The organism is Brevibacterium album DSM 18261, assembly GCF_000426445.1.
Lineage (GTDB): Bacteria > Actinomycetota > Actinomycetes > Actinomycetales > Brevibacteriaceae > Brevibacterium > Brevibacterium album.
Map to the genome: position 1 here is coordinate 513573 of NZ_AUFJ01000009.1, position 26018 is coordinate 539590.

The following is a 26018-nucleotide window of genomic DNA, read 5'->3' on the forward strand; positions in this document are numbered from 1 at the left end:
ATTGCGTGTGCATCCCGAGCTTTCGTGCATGCATAACGGCCGCGGCGAGCTGCGCAGAGCGGGAGCGGGAGCGGGCCGCCGCTACACGCCTGCGAGCATGAGTGCGCCGGAGAACACCGCGCCCAGCAGTGCGGGGATGGGAATGCCCAGCACCCACACGGCGAGGACGGGTGTGAGGAAGCGGCGCCGGATGCGGCCTCGGCGGCCTGCGAGCTGCGTGCCGAGATTGGCGCCGACCACCGAGTAGACGAGCGAGACCGGCACGCTCACGGCGAGCGCCGAGACGAGCAGCGTCACCCCGGAGACGCCGTTGGAGATCGCGGACTTGAGGGGGTCGAGGGCGACGATCCGGCGGCTCACGGTCCGTGCGACGCGCCAGCCGGAGAGCAGCGTCCCCCCGGCCAGGGCCGTGGCCACGAGCAGGCGCACCGGCCAGCTCACCTCGAAGGGGTCCCCGTCCGTGAAGGTGGCCCCCTCGTAGGCGACGATCGCGAGCATGATGATGGCGCAGGACTTCTGCGCGTCCTGGAGGCCGTGGCCCAGCGAGAGCACGCCGGTGAAGACGGCGTTCGCGGCGCGGGCGCGGCGGAAGAGCGGTTTGGGCGCGGAATGCGCCGCGAGGCGGGAGACCACCGCCGTGCACAGCGCGGAGACGCCCAGCACGATGACGGGGACGGCCAGCAGCGGCAGGATGAGGCGGAGGACGAGGCCGCCGAGGTCGGCGTGGGCGCCGTAGGCCAGACCGGACCCCAGCACCCCGCCCACGAGGCTGTAGGTGGAGGAGACGGGGATCGCCACGACGTACGTGACGATGCCCCAGAGCGTGGCGGCGGTCATGCCCGCCAGCAGGATCGCGAGGAGGTCGTGCGGCTGGTGCGGGAACTCGATGATGTTCTCCGCCACCGTGACCGCAATCCCCACCCCCAGAAGCGCACCCAGGAAATTGAACACGGACGCCAGCGACAGCGCGATGCGCGGAGTGAGCGCACGGGTGGCGACCGCATTGCCCACCGTGACGCCGGCGTCGTGGAAGCCGTTGACGAAGGCGAAGACCGCCGTGACGATGACGACGAGGGAGAACAGGACCTCCATCAGCGTCCGGCCCTCACGATTCGCGCACGGCGATCTCCGCGACGACCTCCCCCACCGCGCGGAAGGCTCGCACCGCCTCGTGGAACGTCTGGCCCAGCTGGTTCGCGGCGGCGAGGTGGACGATGCCCCGCTTGGCGGCGGGAACGGCGTCCGAGATCTGCAGGCGCAGGGCCTCGGCGCGGTGGAAGAGGCGGTTCACGGAGTCCACGTACTCCCACTGGTCCGGCTTGACGGAGAGGCGCTGGAGCATCCGCTTGGTCTGGTCGGTCGCATCGGAGAGGACCGCGAGCATCTCGAGGACGCCCACGGGGAACTCGTCGAAGGCGGAGGAGGAGAGCGCGAAGGCCACGGATTCGAGGCGGTGCACCGCCTGGCACAGCTCGGAGGAGAGCCGGTAGAGGCAATCACGGTCGAAGGGGGTCGCGTAGTTCTCGCGCAGCGCCCGCACCACCGCGGCGGCGGCCCCGTCCGCGCTGTCGCAGACCTCCGCGAGGCGGTCCGCGGCCGCACGGCGCTGCTCGACCGGGATGCCGGAGAGCTCCGCGAGGATGAGGCTGCCGTCCTGGAGGGAATCCGCGAGTGCGGCGAAATGGGTGAAGTACACCGCCTGCTTCGACGGACGACGCAGTCTCACGCTCGCTCCATTCTGACGGTTCCGCGGCCCGGTCCCGGCGGTCGAGCCCGCGCAGCCTCACCGGAACTGTATTCGAAAGTCGAGGGGTGCCGGGCCGAGAGCGCCTCTCGGCGGTAGGCCGCTCGAAGCGGCTGATGTTGGAGCCCGGGGCTTCGAAACCCGGCACCCGTGCGAGCCGAAGCCCGCGCCCCCATCGTAACGTGCCGTGTCCGCGCTCGCAGTCCCCGCGGGGCGGAGTGAGAGCAGCCTCATCCCGTCCGGGCGTCTGCATCTCCCCCGGACGGCTGCGGAGCTGCCGGTGCGGAGCTGCCGGTCCTCCAGCACGGAACAGGGCGCGGATTCCCACATGAGGGCGGCGCGCCCTCGGATGCCGGCTGCGCCCGGAGCTGCTTCGCGCCTGCCCCTGAACGTCCCGGTGTCAGAGCGTCCGCGGCATGCGCCGGCCTCGCGGTGAGCCGCCTCGGGGTGCGCCGCCCTTCGCGGTGCGCCGGCCTCGCGGCGCTTCCTCCAAGGAGTTCGGCTCAGAGCGCGCCGGAGGCGTGCGCCCGCGAGGCGTGGAGCAGATCGGAGGCGAGCTGTTCGAACCGCTCGTTCCCGCGCGGCGCGCCCCCCGCGGTCCGGTGGGTTGCACTCTGGCCCGCGGAGACGCCCTCCCGGTCCGCCTCCTCGTCGAGGACGCGGCGACCGGCGGCGCACACCTCGGTGAAGGCCGCGGCGCGGAGCAGGGCCACGGCGAAATCACCGCGGAAGGCCCCGGCGAGGATCTCGTCCGCCGCGTGCACCACCTCGTCGGGACCCGGCGGGTTCTCGACCCCGGCCAGCAGCTCGGTGAGATAGGACTCGGAGCGGAAGCGGCCTCGGGTGCGGCCCACATCGAACTGCTCCGCGGCCTGCGAGGGCGCCGTCGTGATCCACTCGCGCAGCGCGTACAGCCTCCAGAGCACCCCGGGCAGGGAGACGGCGGGGGCTGACGCCCAGATCTCGGCGATCGCCTCGAGGCCGATGTCATCGGTGAGACGGACGAAGCGTGCGGTGGCGGCCTCGTCCCGCGCGGCGCGGCTGAGCTCGCCGGCCACGGACGGCCGGCCCTCCGTGGTGCCGTAGACGAGGAGCGAGGCGGCGGCGTGCGCGATCTCCGCGAGGCGCGCCGGATCGGGACGCTCGTCGAGGTGGTCGAGATCCGCAATGGGCAGGGGCTTGTGGTGAGCGCGCATGGTGCGGCCAAGGGTACCTGCCACAGCTGGGATACAGCCCGGACAGGTGCGGTTCCCAGGCCCCGCGCATAGGCTCACGGGGAGGCCGGTCCCACGGAATGCGTGCGGACGGGCAGGCACACGCGGGACGCTGATGGAGGGACACATGTCGAAGAGCGCGGCTCTCACCCAGGGGATCGGCAGGGCGACGCAGTTCGCCGTGACGAAGGACGGCGAGCTGCGGCCGCAGGCACGAGGGCTCCTCCAGCGGGCGCTGTCGGTCCAGCGGCCGGTGGTGCTCGCCTATGTGCGCACGGTGCGCAGGCGGCATCCGGATGCGAGCCCGGCGGAGATCGCGGACATCCTGCGCAAGCACTACCTCAACGTGGCGACCGGCAGCGGTGCCGCAGTGGGCGCCACAGCCGTGGTGCCGGGTCTGGGCACGGGAGCCGCGCTGGGTCTGGGCGCGGTGGAGACCGGAGGCTTCCTCGAGCTCTCCGCGCTCTACGCGCAGTCGCTGGCGGAGCTCCACGGGATGCAGGTGTCCGATCCCCAGCGCGCGAACGCCCTGGTCATGGGCCTCATGCTGGGCAGCGGCGGCAAGAGCCTCGTGAAGCAGTTCTCCGCGCAGACGCAGGGCGGGCCGCCCGTCACCTCGAACTGGGGTGCGCTCGTGACCCGGCAGATCCCGTCCGCCGTCATGGAGACCGTGGTGAAGAAGCTGCGGAACAAGCTGATCCGCACGTACGGAGTGCGCACGGGCGGCAGCTGGGTGCTGCGGGCGCTGCCGTTCGGGGTCGGGGCGGTGATCGGCGGCACGGCCAACCGGATGATGGCCGGCACCGTCGTGAAGAACGCGCGAGGCGCCTTCGGCGAGATGCCCGGACACTTCTCCCCCGAACTCGATCCGGCCTCGAGCACGCCGCTGCGGGATGCGGACATCGTCGCAGGGTTCCGGCACCTGCTGGAGGTGACCGCGCGGAAGCGGAAGGCCGCCGCCGAGGCGGAGGGCGCTGCGGGCGAGAACGCCGCGGGTGAGGGCGCCGATGCCGAGGGTTCCGGCGCAGACGGCGCCGCGGGCGAGGACTCCGGGAAGGCGGCCGTCTCCCGGACGGAGGACGGAGTCGAGGTGCGGGAATCCGGGACGGGAGGAGAAGCCTCGGCGAAGACCGGAGGCATCGCGGATGAGCACACTGGCACTGAGCCCGCTGGCACTGAGCGCATCGCCGAGACGGAGACCGTCGAGGGCGAGCCGATCGACACACCCCGCACCTGGCGGCCCGACGTGCGACTCTGACCCCCGCTCCGCTCTTCTCTCCTCACCTCTCCTCTCCTCTCCAACGTTCCCACCCCTTACGCCGCCAGCCACCCTTAGTGCGAAGGTTCCCACCCCTTACGCCGCTGTCCGCCCCGTCGTACCGGGACGGGCAGCGGTGTTTCGGGTGGGAGAGCTGCGAGCGTCCCTGTGCACACGCACTGTGGACGCGCGATGCGCTCATCCACAGTTTGATGCCTTCTGTTGAAGTTTGATGCGCTTTGCTGGACAGTGGACTCATGGTTCACATACTGCGCCGGGGCATGCTCGTGGAGATGGGCTTGAGCGGTGAGGCGATCACGGGAGCACTCACCTGCTGCCTCACCCGCGTGCGGCGCGATGCGTATGCGGTCAGGGTCCTCTGCGGTGATCCCTCCCATTCCGCGCTGCGGCGCTTCGCGGACGACAACAGCCTCCTGCGCATCAGCGGGAAGCCCGGTCTGCGCGGAGACGTGGCGAAGCTGCAGCTGCGCATCTCCGCCCTCCGCGGCAGCGAGCCGACCGGAGGGGTCTTCTCCCACACCTCCGCTGCGCTGATCCACGACCTGCCGCTCGTGACGGTTCCCGGTCCGTTCGTGGAGTTCATCGTGAGGGGGCGGTCCCGGACGCGCCGCGACATCCGCATTCGTGATCGGGCGCTCCCTGACGACCACGTGGAACGGAGGCACGGCTATCCGGTCACGACCCTGACGAGGACGCTCGCCGACGTGGCGCGGGACTGCGGAGCCGTGGTCGCGGTGCCCATGATCGACCACGTCCTCCACAGGGTGCGCAGCGCCCGCGGCGAGCACGGCCTCAGCCGCGAACCCGGCGGGTGGAGCGAACCCGGCATGCAGAGCGGAGGCAACGCTCTCACGGAACCGCGCCTCCGCACCGAACAGGACATCCGCAAAGCGGTCCTCGCGGCGGCCTCGGTCTGCGCACGCGCCTCGGACCGCCGGCGGATCGAGCGCCTGCTCTCCCGTGCGGACGCGCGGAGGGAATCACCGGCGGAATCGCTCTGCGCAGTGCGATTCGTCGAGCACGGCCTCGTGGGATTCGAACCGCAGGTGGAGATCCGCGATCGCAGCGACGCCTTCCTCGGACGGGTGGACTTCCTGCACAGGGAGTCACGGGTCATCGTCGAGGTCGAGGGGCTGGAGAAGTACACCCTCGACGGCCGCGATCGCGATGAGAGCTTCCAGGCCGAGCGGGTCCGCGAGTACAGACTCAGGAATCAGGGGTACTCGGTGCACCACCTCACGTGGAAGGACCTGTTCCGCGTCACTCCGTTCGAGGAGATCGGGGCAGCAGTGGCGGAGGGTCTCCGACGCGCCGGATGAGCCGTCGGCCGGTGCTCCCTCCCTCTCCGTGAGGCGAGCGCACTCGCCCCTTGAGCCGCCAGCCGCCCTTTGTGCGAAGGTCGCCACCCCTTATGCCGCTGTCCGCCCCGTCATATCGAGGCGGACAGCGGCGTTTCGGGTGGATGAGCGCCGAGGTGCCCCGTGCCACGCACCTTGCACCGCGCCTCGCACCACGCGCCTCGCGCCTCAGAGGAGCTGGCGCATGTTCGCCTTCGCGAGATCGATGAGCTCCGTGCCGCGTCCGGAGAGGACGGTGCGGATGGCGAACAGGGCGAAGCCCTTGGCCTGCTCGAGCTTGACCGAGGGCGGGAGGGTCAGCTCCTGCCGCTCGACCACCACGTCCAGCAGCGCGGGCCCGTCGTGGGCGAGGAACTCCTCCACCGTCCGCTCGAGGTCCGCGGGCCGATCGACGCGGAAGCCTCTGATGCCCACGGCCTCGGCGACGGCGGCGAAATCGGGGTTGTCCAGCCCTGTGCCGTAGTTGACGAAGCCCGCGGCCTTCATCTCCAGCTCGACGAAGTTGAGCGAGTCGTTGTTGTACACGACGGTCTTCACCGGCAGGGCGTTCTGCGTGACCGTGAGCAGCTCGCCGAGGAGCATCGAGAGACCGCCGTCGCCGGCGAGCGCGATGACCTGGCGGTCGGGGAACGCCGCCTGGGCGCCCACGGCCTGCGGCAGGGCATTGGCCATCGAGCCGTGCGTGAAGGAGCCGATGAGCCTGCGCCTCCCGTTCATCCGCAGGTGGCGGGAAGAACTGCGCGTAGGGGAAGTCCGTGCCGAGCATGACGAGCGTCTCCGCCGCCATCATCGCGTGGTACCCGGAGGAGAATCCCAGCAGACCGGTCATGCCGACGTCATAGGGGTTGTCGTGCTCGACGAACTCCTTGCCGCGCAGGGCGTGCACGACGGGCGCCTGCAGCTTCTCCGCGAGCGCCACGACCTGGTCATGAGCCCCCTCGGTGCCGGCGCCGGCGAGGATCGTGATCCGCGAGCACTCGTTGAGAGCTCTCGCGGCGGCGGCGATCTCCTCCGGGGCCGGGAGGACGGCGGAACGCGTCGGGAGGACGGCCTCGGCCTCGGCGTCCGTCTGCGCCAGCAGCACGTCACCGGGGATCACGAGCACGGCGGGACCGCGCTGGGTGAGCGCCTCGCGCAGGGCGATGCGGAGCAGCCGCGGCAGCTGGGAGGCGTGGGAGACGAACTCGGAGTACACGCTCGACTCCCGGTACAGGTCCCGCGGGTCCGTCTCCTGGAAGTAGCCGGTGCCGATCTCGTCGCTGGGGATCTGCGCCGCGAGGACGAGCATGGGCACACGCGAGCGCTTGGCGTCGTACACGCCGTTGATGAGGTGCAGGTTGCCGGGGCCGCACGAGCCCGCGCAGACGGCGAGCTCACCGGTGAGGGCGGCCTCGGCGGAAGCGGCGAAGGCGGCGCCCTCCTCGTGACGAGTGTGGATCCACGCGACCTCGTCGGTGGTGCGGAGGGCATCGGTGAAGCCGTTGAGGGAGTCTCCGGGGATGCCGTAGACGCGGCGGACCCCGCTGGCGGAGAGGGTGTCGACGATGTGCTGGGCGACGGTGGGCATGGCCTTCCTTCCCTGGGAGGACAGGACGCCCCGGGAGCCGCGGGCTCCCCGGGGGCGATCGGTGCGGGCGCACCGGGATCGCACAGCGGCGGAGGCCGGGGTGGGCACTCCCGGCGGCGGGGGCGCAGTGCCGCCTGTCCCGCGGGCCGGTGCCCGAGGCCGCCGTCGCCGTGCGGTCCTCGCTGGTCACCAGCCTACGCGGATGCGCCCGAGGCGCCAGGGGTCGTCACCGTGATGTGCGGCATGGGCGCGAGGCGGTCGTCGCACCGCCGCACCCGGTCACAGCCGGGCGAAACGGGCGCGGAAGCCGCAGAAGGCCCCGTAGGCGATGAGACCGAGGCCGAGGGTCAGCACGATGGCCGTGCCTCCGGGGATGTCGCGGAGGGTCTGCACCGCGGAATCGAGGGCACCGGCCTCGGAGGGGTCGTCCTGCAGCCCGGCCAGGCCGATGAGCACGCCGATGACCGACACGGTCGCTCCCTTCGCCACGAAGCCGATGACGCCGAGCGCGCTCACCGCGGTGCCGAGGGCGCCGGCGGGCAGCGACATCCTCGTCCGGAAGCTGCGGAGGGAGCCCATCGCCATGAAGACGAGCCCGCCCACGAGGAGTCCGAGGCCGATCACCGCGAGGACGACCGGACCGCCGGGGACGTCGAGGAGGCCGCGGCTGGCGTTCTCCGCGGTCGCGTCCCCGTCGCCGCGGCGGCCGAGGGCGGTGAAGGCCGCGACCGCGCCGGTGAGCAGGAAGACCGCCCCCTGCCCCCAGCGCGAGAGGCGCACGCCCCACTTCTTCGTGCTGTCCGCCCGGGACTGGGTCCAGCCGTCCAGGAGGTGGAAGATGCCGAGGGCTGCGAGCAGAGCCGTGAGCACCCACAGTGAGAGGGAGCCCAGCGGATTCCCGGCGAGGGAGGACAGGGCGCTCGTCTGGTCGCTGTCGCCTCTGCCTGTGAGCCCGATCGAAACGGCGATTCCGCCCACCAGCGCATGCACAACACCATTGGCGGCGTAACCGCCGCGCGCGAGGGCCCGGAAGGCGGTGCTGCCTTCGGCGGAACGCGCAGCCGACTTCGCAGAGCTGCTCACAGGCCCGAGCTTAGCCCGGTCGCGCTCAGTCCGGTGCCCCTGCGGGAGGGAGGCGCACGAGATCCCGAGCCTCTTGTAGACTCTGTGCGGGCCTATAGCTCAGCTGGTAGAGCAGCGGACTTTTAATCCGCGGGTCGTGGGTTCGAGCCCCACTGGGCCCACGCGTCATCTGCAGGCGGAGGACATTCGCACGGCACTCGAGTACGCCACGGCAGCCGTCGAACCCGAGACGTATCTCCCTCTCACCAGACCCGCATCAAGCTTCCCCTCGATCCGATCCTCTCCCGCACATCGTCAGTGTGCTGGAAGGCGAGGAGATCGCGGTTGCTCACATCCGCGACTTCGAGATGCGGGACGCGACCGAAGAGAAGATACTGCGCCTTGCGCGTGCCGAGGGATTCACAGTCGTCCCGCGGGACTCACACTTCACGTCTCTGCTGACGGAGACGCGAGCCCACCGACACTCGATGACCGGGGAATCGTGCGCCGTCGAGGAGCCGAGTGGTGGAGGGCCGAGACCCAGGTCCGATCGCGAATCCAGACCTGCGGCCGGCGAGTTCCGCGCTCTTCTCCAGCGTGCTCTTCACAGCGTCAGCTGTCCTCCCGCAGTGTCTCGACGGCCACCTGGGCGGCCTGGGCGATGAGCCGATCGTCGTAGTCGGCATCCTGCTCCTCGCGCGAGGAGTATACGGCGATGACGATCGGCTCTCCCTCCTCGGGCCAGACGACCGCAATATCGCCTCGGCTTCCGTAGTGTCCGCCTCCGGACTTGTCAGCCACCTGCCAGGTGTCGGGGACACCCGCCTGGACGAGAGTCTCACCGGTCTGGTTGGACTTCATCCAGTCCGTGAGCATCGCCCGCTCCTCGGCGTCGAGCGCATCCTCGAGGAGGTACTCGCGCAGGCTGCCGGCGGCAGCGGCGGGCGTGGTCGTGTCTCGGTCATCGCCGGGAGCAGCCTCGTTGAGGTCAGGCTCATCGCGTTCGACGACCGTCACCTCGTCACCGATGGCTTCGAGCTGCCCGTCGAGGGCATGAGGTCCGCCGATCGCATCGAAGACGTAGTTCGCCGCAGTGTTGTCGCTCACGACCAGCGCGGCTTCCGATGCCTCACCGAGGCTCATCGTCTGCCCGACGCGGGTCTCGGCGACAGGGGCATGTTCGAGGATGTCGGCCTCCTCCACCGCGACCTCCTCCTGCATGACTTCAACGCCCTTGCTGTCGAGCAGCGCCCCGACTGCAAGAGCCTTGATCGTCGAGGCGTAGGCGAAGCGCTCATCCTCGCGCCATCCCACAGTGTCTCCGGAGCCGGTATCGACGGCGTGCACGCCCAGACGCGCGTCGAAACGGTCCTCCAGCGCGCTGAACTGCTCATCGGCGTCGAGTGCGCGAGAAGAGGAGGAAGGACGGTCCGACGAGGGCTCGCCAGTGTCAGCGGCCTGGGGCGAACAGCCCGTCGACAAGGTGAGGGTCACCAGACTGGACGCGACGAGGGCGGTGCGCAGCACGTGTGACATATGACAAAATCCTATCCTCAGTCCTGGTGATGGATGGCCAGATCGGTGCGCCCGGGATGGATCTCCGGACGCAGGGCTCGACTGCGCCTGCCGTAGTCGCCGTCCAGCAGCCGCCGGAAGGGTCGAGCGGGCTCCTCGGCAAGGCCTTTGATCCGGCTGATCAGATGATCGGCATGGTCGTCCCACCCGCTGGCGTCGTCAGCGTCATGGACGACATGGAGGCCCAAGGCCTCGATTCCCACGTACCAGAGTGCGCCATGGGTGAGCGGGAACAGCAAGGACTCCAGATCACCGCTGAGTCCACGAGGGCCCAGGGACCGCGCGTCATCGCCGGCGGTCACGATGATCAGGGCTCTTCGTCCCGCCAGCATCCCATCTCCGTACCGACGGGGAAGGCCCGTCACCTCGTCGACATCCCCGTGGGCGAAACCGGTCTGGAGCACACGATCGAGCCAGCCCTTGAGCATCGCCGGGGGCGCGTACCACCACAGTGGGAACTGGAGCACGAGCAGCTCAGCGGAGGCGAGTCTCTGCTGCTCCCGGCGCACCTCGGGCTGAACGTCGCCGCGCGCGTAGGCTTCACCCAGCTGTGCAGCGAGGTTCCCCGGAACTGCCGCTGAGCCACCCCAGTCGGATTCCCCGAGGGCCGGAGTGAAACCGTCGGCGTAGAGGTCTGCGACGGTCACCTGGTACCGGTCGGAGAGAGCCGCGCTCCCGGCGTGCAGCAGTCTCCGGTTGAGCGAGTCCGCACGGGGATGGGCGTAGACCCAATGCGCGCGTCCTGCCGTGGGTTCGTGGGCGAAGGACATGGAAGAGCACTCTCGTTTCGTGGTCGCGCGCCGCGAGGTGGTCGAACGTCTCCGGTCGACCTCCCCGAGTCTGGGTGGGCGCGTATGGCGGACCGACTCCGGGAAGATGCCGGTATAACATTGATACTTGGTAGATGCAGGACACTTCAACGAGACCAGGTTTCATGACCGATACCACCTCTCCCGGCGACACCGGGCACGGCGAGCTCCAGATCGAGGCACCGCATCGGGAACTGCTTGACCAGGTGCTCGACAAATGGTCACTGAGCGTGCTGAACGAACTGTGCGAACAGCCGCGCCGGTTCAACGAGCTGCGGCGAGGGATCCCCGCCGTCACGCAGAAGTCACTGACCGCGACGCTGCGCAGACTCGAACGCAACGGCATCATCGCCCGCGAGCTGATCAGCACCCGTCCGGTCGCCGTCGAGTACCGGATCACCCCGCTCGGCACGACCCTCCGGAAGCCGATCGACACCCTCCTTGCGTGGGCAGACGTCTGCCTGCCTCGCATCGAAGCAGCCAGGAAGGCGTTCGACGCTCAGGAATGAGATCTGATCAGCGGTGCACCCGGACCGCGCCCGAGCGCTCCTGGCCGCGCAGCGGGGACGCGAGAGGGACGGCCGCAGGCGCCCTGCCTCGCCTCGCAGGCGTCAGTCCGCGGTCGCTGCCGCGTCGTCGGCGATGACGTCGACCACGGTCTCGCCGAGGACGCGTCCGTTGACCTGCACCTCGATCCGGTGCGGGCCCGGGCGGATCGTCCGGATGGAGACGTGCCCGAACCGGTGCCGCCGGGAGAAGCGGACGGGCCGATCTGCGGGGAGGTCGCGGACGGACAGCTTGAACACCTTCCCTGCCTTCGGGCCGCGCACCCCCTGGTAGTGGACCACGTAGTCGATCACGGCCTTCATCGCCGCACCCGCCTGCAGGGTGAACTCGATCGTGGTCGCCTCACCGATGGGGACCGAGGACGGCGAGCAGACGAGGCCCGCGATCCCGACCGGGGCATCGGGGTCGAATCCGAGGATCGCCAGCGCTTCGGAATGCCCCCGCTTCACGAGCGTGCGCAGACCATGGCGCACGACGAAATCGTCCTGCACCGCTCCCGCAGACCACCTCCGGGCCTTCTCGAGCGCGAGCCCGGGGTGATCCTTGCTGATGTCGTTGAGGTGATTCGCCACAGAGCGGCGGACGTAGGGCGACTCGTCGTCCGCCAGAGCGTCCAGGAGCTCCACCGCCGGAGCGGGGTCGGCGATGAGCCGCGACAGCCGCTGTCCCCACGGCAGTCGCGGCCGCGTGCCCTCCGAGACGAGTCGGCGAACGTGCTCGTCGGGATCGCCGACCCACGACCGGAGACGGTCCATCGTGAGATCGAAGTGGGCCTCGAGGAAGGGGCGGATCGCGAACTCTGCGGTGTGCCGGGGAGTGAGCGCGGCGAGCAGCGGGAGCCCGATGTCGGGCCGGTCCAGCATCGCCGCGGCGACGTACGCATTGACGGGCATGGAGTCCCATCCCCGAAGCCCACCGTGGTCCAGAGCAGCGCGGATCACCCGCGCGGCGCCCTCCGGGGCGGCAGGCATCACCGCTGAGAGGGCCCGTGCGATCCAGTCGATGCGGGCCTTCAGCTCGAGTTCGCCGAGGCCGTCGGTAGCCAGCTGCTCGAATGCAGCCCCGTCGAACGACGAGGACACACCCGTGAGATCGCCCGCGAGGCGTGCGATGAGCTCCGGAGACAGTTCGTCCTTGAAATCAGCCATCACCACCCCCGACGTCAGGGTACCGGGCACCGATCGGCACGACTCAGCCCTTCGCCTCCGCCGGGGCCTGAGCGGCAGCCCCCTCCGGCGCCTCGGCCGCGGCCTTCCGTGCCCGCACCCGGTTCACCACCGAGAACGCGAGGACGAGGAGGAGCACAGCGTAGAGGACGACGGCGATCGGGCTGCTCACGAGGACCGTGAAGTCGCCGTTCGCGCTCATCGCGGCATCGCGCAGGCTCGTCTCCGCGAGCGGTCCGAGGACCATGCCGATGATGAGCGGGGCCAGCGGCACGTCGACCGCCCGCATGAGGAATCCGACGAGCCCCACTCCGAGCAGGAGCAGCAGGTCGAACGTCGAGCCCGAGGACGCGTAGATGCCCATCGCGCAGAAGAGCGTGATGCCCGCGTAGAGGAACGGCCGCGGGATGAGCAGGAGCTTCGCCCACAGCATCGCGAACGGGAGGTTGAGGATCAGCAGGACGACCATCGCGATGAAGAAGCTCGCCAGCAGCGCCCACACGAGGTCCGGCGACCGCTCGAAGAGGAGCGGACCGGGCTGCAGACCGTACTGCCGGAACGCCGCGAGCATGATCGCGGCCGTCGCGGACACGGGCAGCCCGAGGGCGAGCAGGGCGCCCATCGACATCCCTGTCGTCGAGTTACCGGCGGCCTCGGGAGCCGCGAGGCCCTTGATGGCACCCCTGCCGAACTGCGGGTTCCGCCGCCGCGCATCGAGGCGCTTCTCCAGCCCGAAGGCGAGGAAGGTGGGGATCTCCGAACCGCCCGCCGGCACGACGCCGAACGGCAGCCCGATGGCGGTGCCCCGCATCCAGGCGGGAGCGGCCTCCCTGAACTCGGATCGGGTCAGCCACGGCCGGCCCTTGGGGCGGATGAGGCGCCCGCCCCGGACATGGCGGTCGAGGCACCCGACATAGATGACCTCGCCGAGCGCGAGGATCGCGACGGTCACCGTGACGAGGGAGACGCCGTCGAACAGGTTCGGCGAGTCGAGCGTGAAGCGCGGCGCGCCGGAGACCCCGTCGATGCCGATGACGGCGATCCCCAGACCGATGAAGAGGGACGCGAGCCCCTTCACCATGTCGTCGGTGACGACGGTGGAGGTCGCGGCGAACGCGAACACCGCGAGCGCGAAGAACTCCGCCGGGCCGAACTTCGCGGAGAACTCCGCGAGCACGGGAGCCGCGAACACCACGACGACGGAGGCGATGAACCCGCCGACGAACGCACCGATCGCGGCTGTCGCGAGTGCCTTCGCCGCCCGCCCGTCGAGCGCCATCCGGTGCCCCTCGAACGTCGAGACGATCGCCGAGGCCTGCCCCGGCGTGTTCATGAGGATCCCCATCGTGGAATCCCCGAAGAGCCCGCCGAAGTACACGCCGGCGAACATGATGAAGGCGGCCGTGGGCTCGAGCGCGAACGTCACGGGCAGGAGGAGCGCGACGGCCATCGAGGAGCCGAGCCCCGGGAGGACGCCGACCGCGGTGCCGAGGAGGCATCCGATGACGACCCACATGAGGTTCGTCAGCGACAGGGCTCCGAGGAACCCGTCACCGAGAAGCTGCAGTGTCTCCATGTCTCAGAACCCCCATCCGAGGACGCCCGACGGCAGGGACAGCCCCAGCAGCATGTCGAAGGCGATGTATGTGAGCGAGCTCAGCGCGAGCCCGACGACGACAGTGGCGACGAGCCGCCGCTCGCCGAACCCGCGGGCCACGCACCAGAAGAGCAGCGCTCCCCCGATGACCCACCCGAGAGTCGTGAGCAGCAGCGCGAAGCCGAGGAATCCGCCGACGATCCAGGCGAACGACGCCCAGTCGAGGGCGGGCCGCCTCTCCGCGGCGGAGTCGGCCCCGGGACCGGTCTCCGCGCCAGGTGAGGCTGCCGCACCGGAGCCCGCGCCCGAGGCGACGGCCACGGCGGTGCGGGCGAGCGCCTCGGCGGGTGCCTGGGCTCCGACGGACGCCTCCGCCTCGGCGGCGGAGGCCCGAGCGCCCTCCCCCTGCCTCCGCGCGCGGAGAGCGCTCACGGCCAGGAGCACGGCGAAGAGGATGAGACCTGCCGCGATGAGGCTCGGGAAGAAGGCGGGACCGGGGAACGAGGCGCCCTCCGGGACCTGCATCGTCACGATGCCGTGCACGAGATATCCGGCGAACGCGAGGAGGAACGCCGGCATGAGGAAGTCCTTCACTGTCCCATCTCCTCGTAGAGTGCGGCGATCCGCTCCTCCTCCGCGGCGAGGAACTCGTCGAGCTCCTCCCCGGAGACGATGCGGGAGGCCCAGTGGTACCGCTCGACGGCGGCCTGCCATTCGTCGGTCGCGAGCGTCTCGCCGATGAGCGCCTCGAGCTCGGCGGTCTCCCCCGCCGTGATCCCGGGCGGGGCCGAGAGGCTGCGCCAGTTCGAGAGCGTGATGTCATAGCCCTGCTCGCGGGCGGTGGGGATGTCCACCCCCTCGATGGGCTCCTCCGCGACGAGGGCGAGCGCCCGCAGACGCCCTGACTCGATCTGATCGATGTTGTCGGAGTAGCCGCCCGTGGCCGCGGCCGCGGTGCCGTTGAGGAGCGCCTGGATCGCCTCCCCGCCGCCGTCAGAGGAGATGTACGTCGTCTCGACGGGGTCGATGCCGGCCGTCACCGCGAGGTCGGTGACCACGAGCTCGTCGAAGGACCCGCCGCCGGTCCAGGGAAGCGCGGCCGGATCCTCCTTCCACGCCTGCACGAGGTCGTCGAGGCTCTCATAGGGCGAATCCGCGGGCACGACGACCACGTCGTACTCCTCGAAGAGGACGGCGAGGTTGGTGACGTCGTCGAGCGTTGTCGCGGTGTCGTACTGGAGCGTGGCCGCGAGGAGGCCCGTGCCGCCGACCATGAGGTTGTTCGCGCGCCCCTCCAGATTGGTGAGGTTGCCGAGGGCGATCGTGCCCCCGGCCCCGGGCATGTTGACGACCTGCACGTTGTTGACGAGCCCGTTCGCCTTCTGCGCCTGCTGGAGCTCCCGTGCGACGGTGTCCCAGCCGCCGCCGGCCGCGGCAGGGGCGATGAGGGTCATGGACGCCTGCAGATCGCCGCCCGCGGATGCGGAGCTCACGGAGCCGTACACCGCGGTCCCGACAGCGGCGACGGCGACCGCGCCGCTGATGACCCGCAGCAGCGTGCGGCGGGTGGGGGACGCCTCGGGAGCGGCGGGGGACGCCTCGGGAGCGGCAGTCGAGGCGGAGGAATCCGCGGAGCTCCGGGGCTCCGGCGCGTGCGGGGGTGGGGACCCGGATGCGGGCATGTCGTCACTCCTTCGTGGGACTCCGTGCGGACGACGGTGTCGGTGCACGGCTGCGGGGGAATATCGTCGTCTAGGATGCAACGGCCCACCGCACCGGAAGGTGCGCGGAGGATTTGTGCTCATTGATGCACACGGACAGGAAGGGGGTGGAGCACGTGGCTGCGGACCGCGGTGCGACTCTCGCACGGTTCCTTCTCCTCCTCGTGCCGCCGCTCCTCGTGGTCGTGTGCGTGGGCGCCGTCGCCGCGATCGCGGCGGGCGTGCAGCGCCAGAGCATCCGCGATGCGGCCGCCGAGCGCGTCATCGACGTCGCCGCCGGCTTCACCGAGCTCGACCAGGTCATCGGCGCGCTCGAAGGCCTCGCGGACCCGCACGACCCAGCCGAACGCGCCCGGGTGACAGGCGAGCTGCAGCCGCTCGCAAGCCTCGTGGAGCAGTCCTCCGGGGTGGACTACGTCGTCGTCATCGATCCTGCCGGCCTGCGCCTCACCCACCCGACCCCCGCAGAGCGCGGCCGCCCCGTCTCGACCGACAGCTCCCGCGTCCTCGCCGGTGAGGAGGTCGTCGAGGTGCACGGGAACGATCGGGCGGACCATGCGCGCGAAGATCCCGGTCACCGACGAGAGCGGCGAGGTGATCGGTGCGGTCTCCGCGGGCATGTTCGAGTCGCGCATGACGGAGGACGTCGAGGAGGCACTGGGGACGCTGCTCTCATGGACGGCGGGCGCGCTCCTCGTGGGACTGGTCATCAGCTCCTTCGTGACCGCCTCGATCCGGCGCCGGCTCCAGCTGCACGATGAGGCGGCCCGCGAGATGGAGCGCCTGGAGCGGACGAGCGCCGCGCTGCGCGAACAGGCCCATGAGTTCAGCACCCGCCTCCACGTGGTGCGGGGGCTCGTGGCCCACGGCGAGGCCGCCGAGGCGCTCGACTACATCGACTCCGCGGTGTCGGTGACACAGGCGGCCGCGGACGAGACGGCCGCCGGCCAGCCGGTCCTGCGGGCCACGCTGGAGGCGCTGCGGGCCGAGCTCGACGTCCTCGGCGCCGCGCTGGAGACCTCCGTCGAGGTCGCCTCGCGCGTCGACGAGCCCGTGCTGCTCGTGCTGGCGAACCTGTGCCGGAACGCCGGCGAGGCGGGTGCAGCGCGCGTCCGCTGCGTGCTGCGGGAGGTCGATGGGGTGTTCCACGGTGAGGTCTCCGACGACGGTGAGGGGGTCGACCTGCGCAACCGGGACTCGCTGTTCGCGCGGGGGTTCTCCTCGAAGCCGGACAGGAGCGGCACGGGGAGGGGCATCGGGCTCGCGATGGTGCGGCGGGCCGTGGCCGAGCGGGGAGGGACGATCGAGGTGGGGACCTCGGCACTCGGGGGCGCGCGCTTCGCCTTCGGCATGCGCGCAGGCGACCCGGAGCGCGGGGACGGAGTGTGCGAGGGTGAAGCGCGCGAAGCCGCGGTGCACAGCGGCCGGGTGCACAGCGGCCGGGTGCGCGGGGACGGCGGGCGAGGAGAAGGGGAAGGAGGTCACGATGGCTGAGCGCTCAGGTGCCGCCCGCACCGGCCCGGACCGCCCGCTGCGGCTCCTCATCGTCGACGACGACCCCGGGGCGCGGGCCCTGCACGCGCGGTTCGCCGCGGGGCTGCGGGACTTCGTCGTCGCGGACATCGTCGGCACGGGCGCGCAGGCGATCGCGCGGGCCGGCCGCGGCGACATCGACCTCGTCCTCCTTGACCTCCGGCTGCCCGACGTGAGCGGGATCGAGGTGATCCACAGGCTGCGCACGCTCACCCGCGCCTCCCCGGACGTCATGGTCATCAGCTCCTCGCAGGACCGCATCACGGTGCGGCAGGCGCTCGCCGGGAGAGTCGCGGGATACCTCGTCAAGCCGTTCACGTACGAGGCCTTCGCCGAGCGTCTCGCGGTGTACCGGGAGGAGCGCCGTCGCCCGGGCGCAGAGCCGCTGCGGGAGACCGAACTCGCACAGGAGGAGATCGACCGCATGCTCGCCCCGGGTGCTGCGCGCCCCGGACCTCGGGAACACGGTTCCGCTCCGGCCGAGTCGCCTCCCGCGCATGAGGGGTCTGCGCGCGCACCCGCGCCGGGACGGTCCGGAGCGGGCGGGGGTGCGGCGGACGATCTCCCGGTGACGGGGTCCCCCGGTCCTCTGCCGAAGGGCATATCCGAGGTGACGCTCGCGAAGGTGCTCGCGGCGCTCGATCCCGTCGTGGCGAGATCCACGGCCGAGGTGGCGCACCGCTGTGCGGTCTCCCGCGCGACCGCGCGGCGGTACCTCGACCACCTCGTCACTGCGGGCAGGGCCGATCTCGCCCACCGCTACGGGAAGCGAGGCCGTCCCGAGGTGCTCTACCGCCTCGTCGCAGGCTGAGGCGCGTACCGGCCGAGGCGCGGGCCAGGCGAGGCGCGGCACCCCTTCCGCGGCAGCTCCGACGCGCCTACACTGCTCACGTATGAGCGGTCCCATTCAGACCACGCACATCGTCTTCGCCCTCGACTGCCCCGATGCCGCGGCTCTCGCCGGGTTCTACGCGACTCTGCTCGGCTGGGAGGTCGGAACGTCCGCCGACGATCCCGGATGGGTGACGGTGCGGCCTCCCGCCGGCGAGGCGGGCCACCACATCGCCTGCCAGCAGGTTCCGGACTACCGCGCCCCGGACTGGCCGGACGGGGAGGTCCCGCAGCAGGCGCACCTCGACTTCCACGTCCCGTCCATCGAGGACGCGGAGCCCCGGGTCCTCGCCGCCGGCGGTCGGCGGCATCCCGTGCAGCCCAGCGAGACCGGCAGCTTCGTCGTCTACCTCGACCCGGTGGGACATCCGTTCTGCCTGTGCCGGGCGTAGGCGCCGGGGCGGATCAACAGGACGACGAACGGGAGAATCAGCGCAGACAGGCAAGTGCAGTGTTCCCGGAGGCTTACGTCAACGGAACGAGCAGAGAACTGCGTGTCAGCCTTCCTCAGAACCTGAGCTGTTCGACAGGCTTCCGAGCACGGTGGAGCTGTGTTCACCGGCATCCGCGATGCGCGCCGACGTCGGACGGAGGTGATCACCCACTCGAATGGGATTCGCTGCAACCGGAAGACCAGCCCCAGCGCCTTGTCTCGATACTTCGATTCGCATCTCGCGCGCACCTGCCTGAGCGCTCATGAGCGCGTCAGCCGGACTCCGCACCACAGCTGCCGGGATCCCGTTGGAGGTAAGCAGTTCCACCACGGCGGCCGCAGTCCGACCCTCCAACCATGGCAGGAGAACCGGCGCCAGAAGCTCCCCATACGCCTCTGCCCGCTGTGCTCCCGATGCAAGGTTAACGTCCTGTGCCAGGTCGGGCGCGCCCATCACCGCACAAAGGCTCGACCACTGTCGATCGGTCACAACATCGATGCACACGAATCCGCCCTCGCACGAGTACACCCCGCTCGGACAATGGAAATTCACAGCGTCGTGGCCATCCTCGCCGCCCAACCACGCACCGTTGCTGCCAGCGGCCTCGTTCAGTGACAGCATGGAATCGAACATGGAGATGTCGACCCTCGTCCCAACACCGGTTCGCGCCCGCTCGAAGAGCGCCATGAGTATCCCGCTGAGTGCATGCAGCCCAGGGAACAGATCACCGACATAGGGACCGAGCGCTTCCGGCCCATTATCCCCCCGGCGATAGACCCCCGCCTCATACTCCGCGATGAGATTGAACGCAGGCCTGTCGCGATACTGAGACGGAGAATGACCGAATCCGGAGATGCTCGCATAGATCAAGCCGGGGTTCAGCTCCTCAAGCACAGCCTCGTCGAACCCGAGGCGGGCCAACGCGCCTGCACGGAAATTCTCCACAAGGACGTCTGCACGCCGAATAAGGCGAACCAAGTCCCCTCGACCCTTTTCATCCTTGAGGTCAATCTCAACACTCAGCTTCCCCCTATTCATCCGCATGAATGTCGCAGATATCCCCCCTTCCGAAAGGGGAAAAAGAGGAGCGAACCTCCGTGCAGGATCTCCGCCCAGAGGCTCGACCTTCACAACGGTCGCCCCTGCGTCTGCCATGAGCATAGTGCAGTAGGGACCCGACACGAATCGCGTGAGATCGACAACGAACAGACCGCTCAACGGACCAGACGACATCGATCAATCCTTCGGATTGATTCGGAGGAGATGGAGGACAGCTACCATGCAGGGCTTGTCCCTGCCTTCCACCTCCATCGTGTTCCGCGTCGACACGATGACGCCTCGAGCATGGGGACGAACATCCTCGATCACCGCTCGGACACGGATCCTCTCGCCCAGTATGAGCGGCGCGGTGAATCGCACGCCGTCGAGGCCATAGTTGAAGCCGTACTCCCGGTCGGACCCACGCCTCCCGTACTTGAAATTGAAGTACAAGAGCATGCTGACCATCCAGAAACCGTCCACCAGATCAGAGCCGAACGGATTATTCCGACTGATAGTGAGGTCTACATGCTCGGGATCGAGATAGGTCGAATGAGCGAACTCGCGCAAATGCTCCTCGTCCAGTTCGAACCACTCGCTCGTATAGTACTCGTCACCGGGCAGCAGGCCAGAAAACCTGAGAGTCCCATCCCGAGCCGCGCCCTCCGTCATGTCCGCCATATTTTCCTCCGCTTTCACAAGTCAGCATCGACCCAGCCGAACCACGCCTTGCGAGATCGCGGCGTCGCCATCCTGGTTGATCAGGGTGTAGTGAATGGTGTCACCATCGATGAAGGTCCGCAGCTCCACAGTCGAAGGACAGACGATCATCGCGCCGAGCCGTCCTGTGAATCCGAGAATTCGTCCGGGATCGCCGCCCGCCTCATTGTTGGTGATGCTGCTGAGCACATATGCGTAGGTGCCCGTGCCGTGCAGAATCAGTCCCGGCAGACCAGCAGCCTCAGCCACAGCGCGGTCTGTATGGATCGCCCCGTAATCTCGCGCGCACTCGGAGAAGTGGTAGAGCGCCAGAGCGGACAGGGGGATCGATTCGATGCGCGCCGGTGCGGCATCGGGGGCGTCCGGGACGGCAGGAAGCTCGGGGACCACGTCGTCCCCGCGCACGGCCACATCCCGGAAGATCGTCGAGGTGAACGAGGTCGCGACAGGCCTTCCGGCACAGGTCGTCTCGACCTTCACGGTGTACCTGCCCCCCGAACGCCGCGTGTCCACTCCGACCACGACCGCAGTGCTCTCAAGTGTGCATCCGCGCCCAAAGGTCTCGTGCAGAACAGTGTGGTTCCAGCTGTGAACTCCGCGACGACGCTCGGTTTCACTCAGACCGCCGAGCCTCTCGTAAAGATTCCCGATCGCAGCCCATTCGAGCTGGGACACATAGGTCGGATGCACCGACGGCACCGCGCCCCTGTTCTCGTAGTAGCGATCATTCTCGTCATACACGGACGCCGCATAGTTCATCGTCCACCTGTCTTCGACGATGTCACGCGCCGCATCCCCCACGGCACCGACCCAGACTGTCTCGAGCGGCATCAGCCGTGCTCCTTCCCTGCAGCGACCACGCCAAGGCCCAGCACTGACTTCAGCACCCAGTCACGATGCGCATCGAGCTCAGGTGCGGCGGCCGCTGCCTGCCCGTTCGCACCGTCCACCTTGATCGGATTCCCCACGGTCGTCACGACGACACCATCTTCGCCGCGGACGGGAACCCTCATCTCACGGGCGGTCGCCTGCTCGGAAGTGAGGGCCTCACCGGAAGCCCGGATCGCCGCACACGGCACGCGATGGCGCGTGAGGCCCGCCACTGCGCTGTCCCGCGTCTGCCCCGAAAGCCAAGCGTCGAGAGGAGGCTTGATGATCTCCTCGAAGCGCTCAACCCGCTGCGGACCGGTCTCCATGCCGGGCATCCTGAAGAGATCAGGCCTGCCGATCGCCGAACAAAAGCCCTCCCACTGCCCAGACGTCGTCACATCGATGCAGACATGCCCGTCCTTGACTGGGAAGACACCATACGGAGAGTAGAACGGGTGCGCAGATGGATCCCACTCCTCGCCGTAGATCATCGCGTAGCTGCTGCGCAGTTCGTTGAGGGAGAGCATGGAGTCGTACATCGCGATGTCGACACGACCGCCCACGCCCGTGCGCTGCTTCCGATGGAGGGCCATGAGCAGCCCGCTGAGAGCATGCAGCGCAGGGAACATATCGCCCACCGGCGGACCCAGCGGGGCGGGCGCGGCAGCGGGATCCCGCTGGAAGAAAACACCGGCCTCGTACTCCGCGACGATGTTGTATGCTGCGCGATCCCGCATGGGCGAGGCACTGTGCCCGAACCCGCTGATAGAGGCGTAGACGATCCCCGGATTGAGCTCGAAGACCCGCTGGGCTCCGAAACCCAGCCGCTCGAAGACGCCGGCCGCATAATTCTCGACGAGAATGTCCGCCCTCTCGATGAGCCGCTCGAGCAGGTCACGGTCATCACCGTCCTTGAGATCGAGCACGATGCTCCGTTTGCCCCTGTTCATGCGGAGGAAGTAGGTGCTCACCTCAGCACCACGGTCCGAGACGACCGCCGGCTCCAGGCTGCGAGTGTCATCCCCCTGCGGAGGCTCCACCTTGATCACCGTCGCGCCTGCGTCCGCCATGAGCATCGTGCAGTACGGTCCTGCGATGTACCGCGACAGGTCGATGACCAACAACCCTTCCAGAGGCGGCATCGAAGCCGCCCCATCCTCAGTGCCCACGATCCCGTCCCCTCTCCAGCGCGGCCCCTCCGCACATAACCAAGTAATAACTTAGATATATGCCTCCCGCCACGCCTTGTCAAGAGCTCGCACTGCATGATCGCCACACCAGCACACCCAGTTGCCCGCAGACAGCGGGGCGTGCGAAGGTTCGACACAACGAAGAGCAGAAGGCAGAGGATGACGACCGAATTCGAGGCCGCCGCAGACATTGCGCGCCCCCTCCGCAACCCGACCCAGTCCCGCGCACGCGCAACGTTCGCGAAGATCCTCGACGCCGCAGTCCACATCCTCTCGACGGAGGGACTGAGCAGCTTCAACACGAACAGGATCGCAGGGGAGGCGGGAGTGAACGTCGCCACGCTCTACTCCTACTTCGCGAACAAGGAGAGCCTCCTCGCCTACCTCGCAACGCGATTCGAGGACAAGCGGGCGGCATCCATCGAGCACAGAGCCGAACAGCTGGGGACGCACAGCAACTGGGAGCAGTGGTTCATCGACTCGATCGACGCGATGGTGGACTTCCGCCTAAGAGAGCCGGGAGGACTCGCCGTACGACAGGCCCTCATGGCCATGCCGCACCTGAACGAGATCGACCGCGAATCGACACGGCGTGCCACCGAGGCGAAGATCCCCGGCCTTCTCCAGATCGCCCCGCACCTCTCCGAGTCGACGGCACGCACCATCTCTCATATCTACACCCTCAGTGTCACCGCAGTCCTCGACGAGGCCTTCCAGAAATCACCCCACGATGAGCAGATGGTCGAACAGCTCAAGATCATGACACTCGCTTTCCTGCGCAACCACCTCACCCCAGCCTGACCCACCTTTCCCGACCGTGAAGGGGCCACACAGCCGCCGTTCGCCCCAGACGCACAGCACCACGCCGCGGCAGCCAGAAAGCAGTTCCCGCCCCAGTGTTGACCTCGACGCCGCACATGACTACTGTCTCATGTCAACGTAAGTAAAAACTTAGTTTTACTGCGTTTCCTCTGCATCCTCATCGGAGTTCCAACGACGGGCCTCCGCGCCAGGGAAGGACAATGATGACCTCATCCCCCATACACAGGAAGCTCCTCGCGGCAGGCGTCGCACTGGGACTCGCAGGGCTCGCCGCATGCGGGGCAGACGAGTCCGCCGGCGGCGACGGACAGACGTTCGTCTTCGCGTCCTCACGACTCCCGACCACGCTCGACGGCGCCTACATCTATGACAACGAGTCACAGCGCGTCATCTATCAGATCTTCGACCGGCTGACGAACGTCGAACCTGGAACAAGCGAGCTCACAGGCGAGCTTGCAACCGACTGGGACGTGAGCGACGACGGGCTCCGGCACACCTTCAATCTTCGTGAAGGAGTGAAATTCCACGATGGAACAGACCTCGATGCGGAAGCGGTCTGCTTCAACTTCGATCGTCTGTACGAACTCGAGGGACAGGCGCAGACCCTCGCCGAATACTGGAAGATCGCATTCAAGGGTTTCAAGGAGGACGCGGAGGGCAACTCCGGGGACAGCCGATACGAGTCGTGCGAGGTCGTCGACCCCACCACTCTCACGATCCACATCAACGAACCGTATGCTCCGCTGCCTGCGGCGGTGGCGAACATCGGATTCGGCATCGCAAGCCCCGCAGCTCTCCAGGAGTCCGGGTGGGCAGTCGAAGCATCCGGCGACTCGCTCGACTTCGTCGGCAAGTTCGGCACGGAGAACCCGGTGGGCTCCGGCCCATTCAAATTCGAGAGCTGGGATCCGGGAAAGAACGTCACTCTCGTGAAGAACGAGGAGTACTGGGGCGATCCGGCCACCATCGACACGCTCATCTACGTGCCGATCGACGACGGGCAGGCCCGCAGGCAGGCCTTGGAGAGAGGAGAGATCGACGGCTACGACAACGTCGCGCCCCAGGACGTCGAGGCCCTCACCTCCGCGGGATACGCCATGGAGGAGCGCCCTCCCAGCAACACCGGCTATCTGGCGATGAACCGCGATTTCGAACCGCTGGACGACGTCGAGGTACGCCGGGCGGTCTCCCACGCGATCAATCGCGATGCTCTGCTACAGGCCAATTTCCTCGAGGGCGCCGTCAAACCCACGGGTCTGCTTCCACCCGGCTTCACGGGGTCGGACGGCGACGTCCCCCAGTACGAGTACGACCAAGAGAAGGCGAGGGAACTCCTCTCAGGCGCCGATGCCGAGGACCTCAAGGTGGAGATCACCTATGCGACTGAGGTGACGCGCCCATACATGCCGGACCCCCAGGGCATCGCGGAGACGTTCAAGTCCGATCTGGAAGCGGTCGGCTTCGAGGTCACACTCGTGGGGCGCCCTTGGAGCCCGGACTTCCTCGGAGGCATCCGCAACGGTGAATCCATGATGTACATCGTCGGGCTCCTACCGGACATGTCGGACCCGGCGAACTTCATGACCCTGATGAATGCCGGGCCGGGCCGCTGGGGAACGATGCCAGACGAGCTCCTCGACCAGATCACCGCCGCTGAGACAGCACCTCCAGAAGAGCGCGAGGAGCTCTACCGCGCACTCAATGCGGCCGTCATGGAGGACGCCCCCATGGTCCCGTACGTCCACGCTCCGACACATCTCGCATTCCGCGAGGGCACGAGCGGCTTCGTTCCCTCACCGCTCTTCGCCGAGTCGATGGCGACGGTGGAGATGAGCGACTGACATGGGCCGCTTCGCAGCACGCCGGCTGTTCCAAGCGGTGCCGATCCTCATCGGTCTGTCCGTGCTGATGTTCGCCTGGGTCCGCGCCCTTCCCGGTGGCCCCGAACAGGCGCTCGTCCCCCAGGACGCCTCTGCGGCAGAGGTCGAGCAGGTGAGGGAGAGTCTGGGGCTCAATCGCCCCATCTGGATGCAGTACCTGGCATATCTCGGACAGGTGATCCGATTCGACTTCGGCACATCCCTCATGTCGAGGCAGCCGGTGCGCGCGGAGATGCTGGACCGCTTTCCGGCTTCCATCGAACTGGGAGTGAGCGCGATGCTCTTCGCGCTCCTCGTCGGGGTACCCCTGGGGTATCTTGCGGCCAAGCACTACGGAAGCGCCCTCGACCACGCATTCGTGACATCGTCGCTCATCGGCATCACGATTCCCGTGTTCTTCATGGCGTACCTCCTCAAGTTCGTCTTCGCGGTGCAGCTGGGATGGCTGCCCACGACCGGGCGTTCCAGCATCCGGATGGCGACAGAGCACCCCACGGGGTTCTACGTCCTCGACGGAATCGTCACGGGCAATCTCATGGCGAGCTGGGACGCAATCCAGCATCTGATCCTCCCGGCGATCGCACTGGGCTCCATCCCGCTCGCAGTCATCGTCCGCATCACCCGTGCCGCTGTGCTCGACGTCATGAATGAGGACTACGTGCGCACGGCCGAAGCCAAAGGGCTGCTGAAGAGGACGGTGTCCATCAGACACATCATGCGCAATGCCCTGATCCCACTCGTGACAGTAGCGGGTCTCCAGCTGGGTCTCCTTATGTCCGGCACCGTGCTCACCGAGACGGTGTTCGCGTTCTCAGGCGTCGGAAGCTTTGTCGCTGGAGCCCTGTTCGCGCGTGACTACCCGACCATCCAGGGATTCGTCGTGGTTATCGCTCTCATGTACATCCTGGTGAATCTGCTCGTGGACATCACCTATGCGCTCATCGATCCCCGAGTGAGGTCTGCCCAATGACCACTGTCTCT

24 protein-coding genes, 1 tRNA gene and 2 pseudogenes are annotated in these 26018 nt (G+C 68.5%); 12 read left to right on the top strand and 15 right to left on the bottom strand.

Annotation, left to right across the window (positions count from 1 at the left end; all coding sequences use genetic code 11):
- Window positions 1-81: 81 nt before the first annotated feature.
- From K318_RS0102380 to K318_RS18785, 3 genes are all read right to left on the bottom strand, one after another.
- Window positions 82-1092, bottom strand: a complete 1011-nt coding sequence (locus tag K318_RS0102380; protein ID WP_029088290.1) for an inorganic phosphate transporter — start codon at window positions 1090-1092, stop codon at window positions 82-84.
- Between the two features lie 13 nt (window positions 1093-1105).
- Window positions 1106-1726 carry a DUF47 family protein gene (locus K318_RS0102385; RefSeq protein WP_029088291.1) on the bottom strand — a complete coding sequence of 207 codons (621 nt, stop codon included), beginning with the start codon at window positions 1724-1726 and terminating at the stop codon, window positions 1106-1108.
- Between the two features lie 521 nt (window positions 1727-2247).
- Window positions 2248-2940 (bottom strand): hypothetical protein, encoded by a 693-nt coding sequence (locus K318_RS18785; RefSeq protein ID WP_051297351.1) that lies wholly within the window; start codon window positions 2938-2940, stop codon window positions 2248-2250.
- Window positions 2941-3085: 145 nt separating this feature from the next.
- On the opposite strand from K318_RS18785, the gene K318_RS18790 reads away from it, so the two are divergent.
- Window positions 3086-4216, top strand: coding sequence for a hypothetical protein (locus K318_RS18790; RefSeq protein ID WP_211233258.1), 1131 nt, complete (start codon window positions 3086-3088; stop codon window positions 4214-4216).
- A 257-nt stretch (window positions 4217-4473) separates the two neighbouring features.
- Window positions 4474-5556, top strand: coding sequence for a hypothetical protein (locus K318_RS18795; RefSeq protein ID WP_156913741.1), 1083 nt, complete (start codon window positions 4474-4476; stop codon window positions 5554-5556).
- Between the two features lie 207 nt (window positions 5557-5763).
- On the opposite strand, the pseudogene K318_RS18800 reads toward K318_RS18795, so the two are convergent.
- Together K318_RS18800 and K318_RS0102420 are read right to left on the bottom strand one after the other, a co-directional pair.
- Window positions 5764-7162, bottom strand: a pseudogene (locus K318_RS18800) (thiamine pyrophosphate-dependent enzyme).
- A 279-nt stretch (window positions 7163-7441) separates the two neighbouring features.
- The gene (locus K318_RS0102420) at window positions 7442-8245 is read right to left on the bottom strand and encodes a DUF1206 domain-containing protein (protein ID WP_029088295.1); all 804 of its coding nucleotides are present in this window, start codon (window positions 8243-8245) and stop codon (window positions 7442-7444) included.
- 88 nt (window positions 8246-8333) lie between these two features.
- On the opposite strand from K318_RS0102420, the gene K318_RS0102425 reads away from it, so the two are divergent.
- Window positions 8334-8406 (top strand) — tRNA-Lys (locus K318_RS0102425).
- 138 nt (window positions 8407-8544) lie between these two features.
- On the top strand, window positions 8545-8889 hold the full coding sequence (locus K318_RS25855; protein ID WP_169721433.1) for a DUF5615 family PIN-like protein: 345 nt from the start codon (window positions 8545-8547) through the stop codon (window positions 8887-8889).
- On the opposite strand, the gene bla is transcribed toward K318_RS25855, so the two are convergent.
- The gene (gene bla, locus K318_RS18805) at window positions 8837-9760 is read right to left on the bottom strand and encodes a class A beta-lactamase (protein WP_035280185.1); all 924 of its coding nucleotides are present in this window, start codon (window positions 9758-9760) and stop codon (window positions 8837-8839) included. The genes K318_RS25855 and bla overlap by 53 nt on opposite strands.
- 17 nt (window positions 9761-9777) lie before the next feature.
- Entirely contained in the window at window positions 9778-10569 is a 792-nt protein-coding gene (locus K318_RS0102435; RefSeq protein WP_029088296.1) for an NAD(P)H-dependent oxidoreductase, read from the bottom strand.
- Window positions 10570-10733: 164 nt separating this feature from the next.
- On the opposite strand from K318_RS0102435, the gene K318_RS0102440 reads away from it, so the two are divergent.
- Complete coding sequence (locus K318_RS0102440; RefSeq protein ID WP_029088297.1) at window positions 10734-11117, top strand: winged helix-turn-helix transcriptional regulator; 384 nt, start codon at window positions 10734-10736, stop codon at window positions 11115-11117.
- A gap of 102 nt (window positions 11118-11219) precedes the next feature.
- Here the strand turns inward: K318_RS0102440 and K318_RS18810 are convergent, their stop codons facing one another.
- From K318_RS18810 to K318_RS18820, 4 genes are read right to left on the bottom strand one after another with little or no spacing between them, the layout of a single operon-like run.
- Window positions 11220-12323, bottom strand: coding sequence for a DNA alkylation repair protein (locus tag K318_RS18810; RefSeq protein WP_035280459.1), 1104 nt, complete (start codon window positions 12321-12323; stop codon window positions 11220-11222).
- Window positions 12324-12366: 43 nt separating this feature from the next.
- On the bottom strand, window positions 12367-13917 hold the full coding sequence (locus K318_RS0102450) for a tripartite tricarboxylate transporter permease (RefSeq protein WP_029088298.1): 1551 nt from the start codon (window positions 13915-13917) through the stop codon (window positions 12367-12369).
- Between the two features lie 3 nt (window positions 13918-13920).
- Window positions 13921-14532 carry a tripartite tricarboxylate transporter TctB family protein gene (locus K318_RS18815; RefSeq protein WP_051297353.1) on the bottom strand — a complete coding sequence of 204 codons (612 nt, stop codon included), beginning with the start codon at window positions 14530-14532 and terminating at the stop codon, window positions 13921-13923.
- On the bottom strand, window positions 14529-15620 hold the full coding sequence (locus K318_RS18820; RefSeq protein ID WP_084499518.1) for a tripartite tricarboxylate transporter substrate binding protein: 1092 nt from the start codon (window positions 15618-15620) through the stop codon (window positions 14529-14531). Before K318_RS18820 ends, K318_RS18815 begins: the two co-directional genes overlap by 4 nt.
- A gap of 125 nt (window positions 15621-15745) precedes the next feature.
- Between K318_RS18820 and K318_RS25395 the strand changes: the two are divergent.
- The 4 genes and pseudogenes from K318_RS25395 to K318_RS0102475 form a co-directional block, all read left to right on the top strand.
- A pseudogene (locus K318_RS25395) lies at window positions 15746-16135 on the top strand (hypothetical protein); the annotation flags it as partial.
- 79 nt (window positions 16136-16214) lie between these two features.
- A complete protein-coding gene (locus tag K318_RS18825; protein ID WP_051297355.1) occupies window positions 16215-17153 on the top strand; it encodes a sensor histidine kinase in 939 nt (312 codons plus the stop codon).
- Complete coding sequence (locus K318_RS0102470) at window positions 17146-18003, top strand: response regulator transcription factor (RefSeq protein ID WP_051297356.1); 858 nt, start codon at window positions 17146-17148, stop codon at window positions 18001-18003. Before K318_RS18825 ends, K318_RS0102470 begins: the two co-directional genes overlap by 8 nt.
- Window positions 18004-18085: 82 nt before the next feature.
- Window positions 18086-18475 carry a VOC family protein gene (locus tag K318_RS0102475; protein WP_029088300.1) on the top strand — a complete coding sequence of 130 codons (390 nt, stop codon included), beginning with the start codon at window positions 18086-18088 and terminating at the stop codon, window positions 18473-18475.
- A gap of 105 nt (window positions 18476-18580) precedes the next feature.
- Here the strand turns inward: K318_RS0102475 and K318_RS24155 are convergent, their stop codons facing one another.
- Genes K318_RS24155 through K318_RS18830 form a run of 4 tightly spaced genes read right to left on the bottom strand, consistent with a single transcriptional unit; the run spans window position 18581 to window position 22287 of the window.
- Complete coding sequence (locus K318_RS24155; RefSeq protein ID WP_084499519.1) at window positions 18581-19750, bottom strand: CaiB/BaiF CoA transferase family protein; 1170 nt, start codon at window positions 19748-19750, stop codon at window positions 18581-18583.
- Between the two features lie 3 nt (window positions 19751-19753).
- On the bottom strand, window positions 19754-20236 hold the full coding sequence (locus K318_RS0102480; protein WP_029088301.1) for a MaoC/PaaZ C-terminal domain-containing protein: 483 nt from the start codon (window positions 20234-20236) through the stop codon (window positions 19754-19756).
- Between the two features lie 21 nt (window positions 20237-20257).
- Window positions 20258-21106, bottom strand: a complete 849-nt coding sequence (locus K318_RS0102485; protein ID WP_029088302.1) for a MaoC/PaaZ C-terminal domain-containing protein — start codon at window positions 21104-21106, stop codon at window positions 20258-20260.
- Window positions 21106-22287, bottom strand: coding sequence for a CaiB/BaiF CoA transferase family protein (locus K318_RS18830; RefSeq protein ID WP_084499520.1), 1182 nt, complete (start codon window positions 22285-22287; stop codon window positions 21106-21108). Before K318_RS18830 ends, K318_RS0102485 begins: the two co-directional genes overlap by 1 nt.
- Before the next feature lie 207 nt (window positions 22288-22494).
- Between K318_RS18830 and K318_RS23335 the strand changes: the two genes are divergently transcribed.
- The 3 genes from K318_RS23335 to K318_RS0102505 all read left to right on the top strand — a co-directional run bounded on the left by K318_RS23335 (window position 22495) and on the right by K318_RS0102505 (window position 26007).
- A complete protein-coding gene (locus K318_RS23335; RefSeq protein ID WP_051297358.1) occupies window positions 22495-23136 on the top strand; it encodes a TetR/AcrR family transcriptional regulator in 642 nt (213 codons plus the stop codon).
- Window positions 23137-23360: 224 nt separating this feature from the next.
- The gene (locus K318_RS0102500; RefSeq protein ID WP_029088303.1) at window positions 23361-24998 is read left to right on the top strand and encodes an ABC transporter substrate-binding protein; all 1638 of its coding nucleotides are present in this window, start codon (window positions 23361-23363) and stop codon (window positions 24996-24998) included.
- 1 nt (window position 24999) lies between these two features.
- Window positions 25000-26007 carry an ABC transporter permease gene (locus K318_RS0102505; protein ID WP_029088304.1) on the top strand — a complete coding sequence of 336 codons (1008 nt, stop codon included), beginning with the start codon at window positions 25000-25002 and terminating at the stop codon, window positions 26005-26007.
- Window positions 26008-26018: the final 11 nt, after the last annotated feature.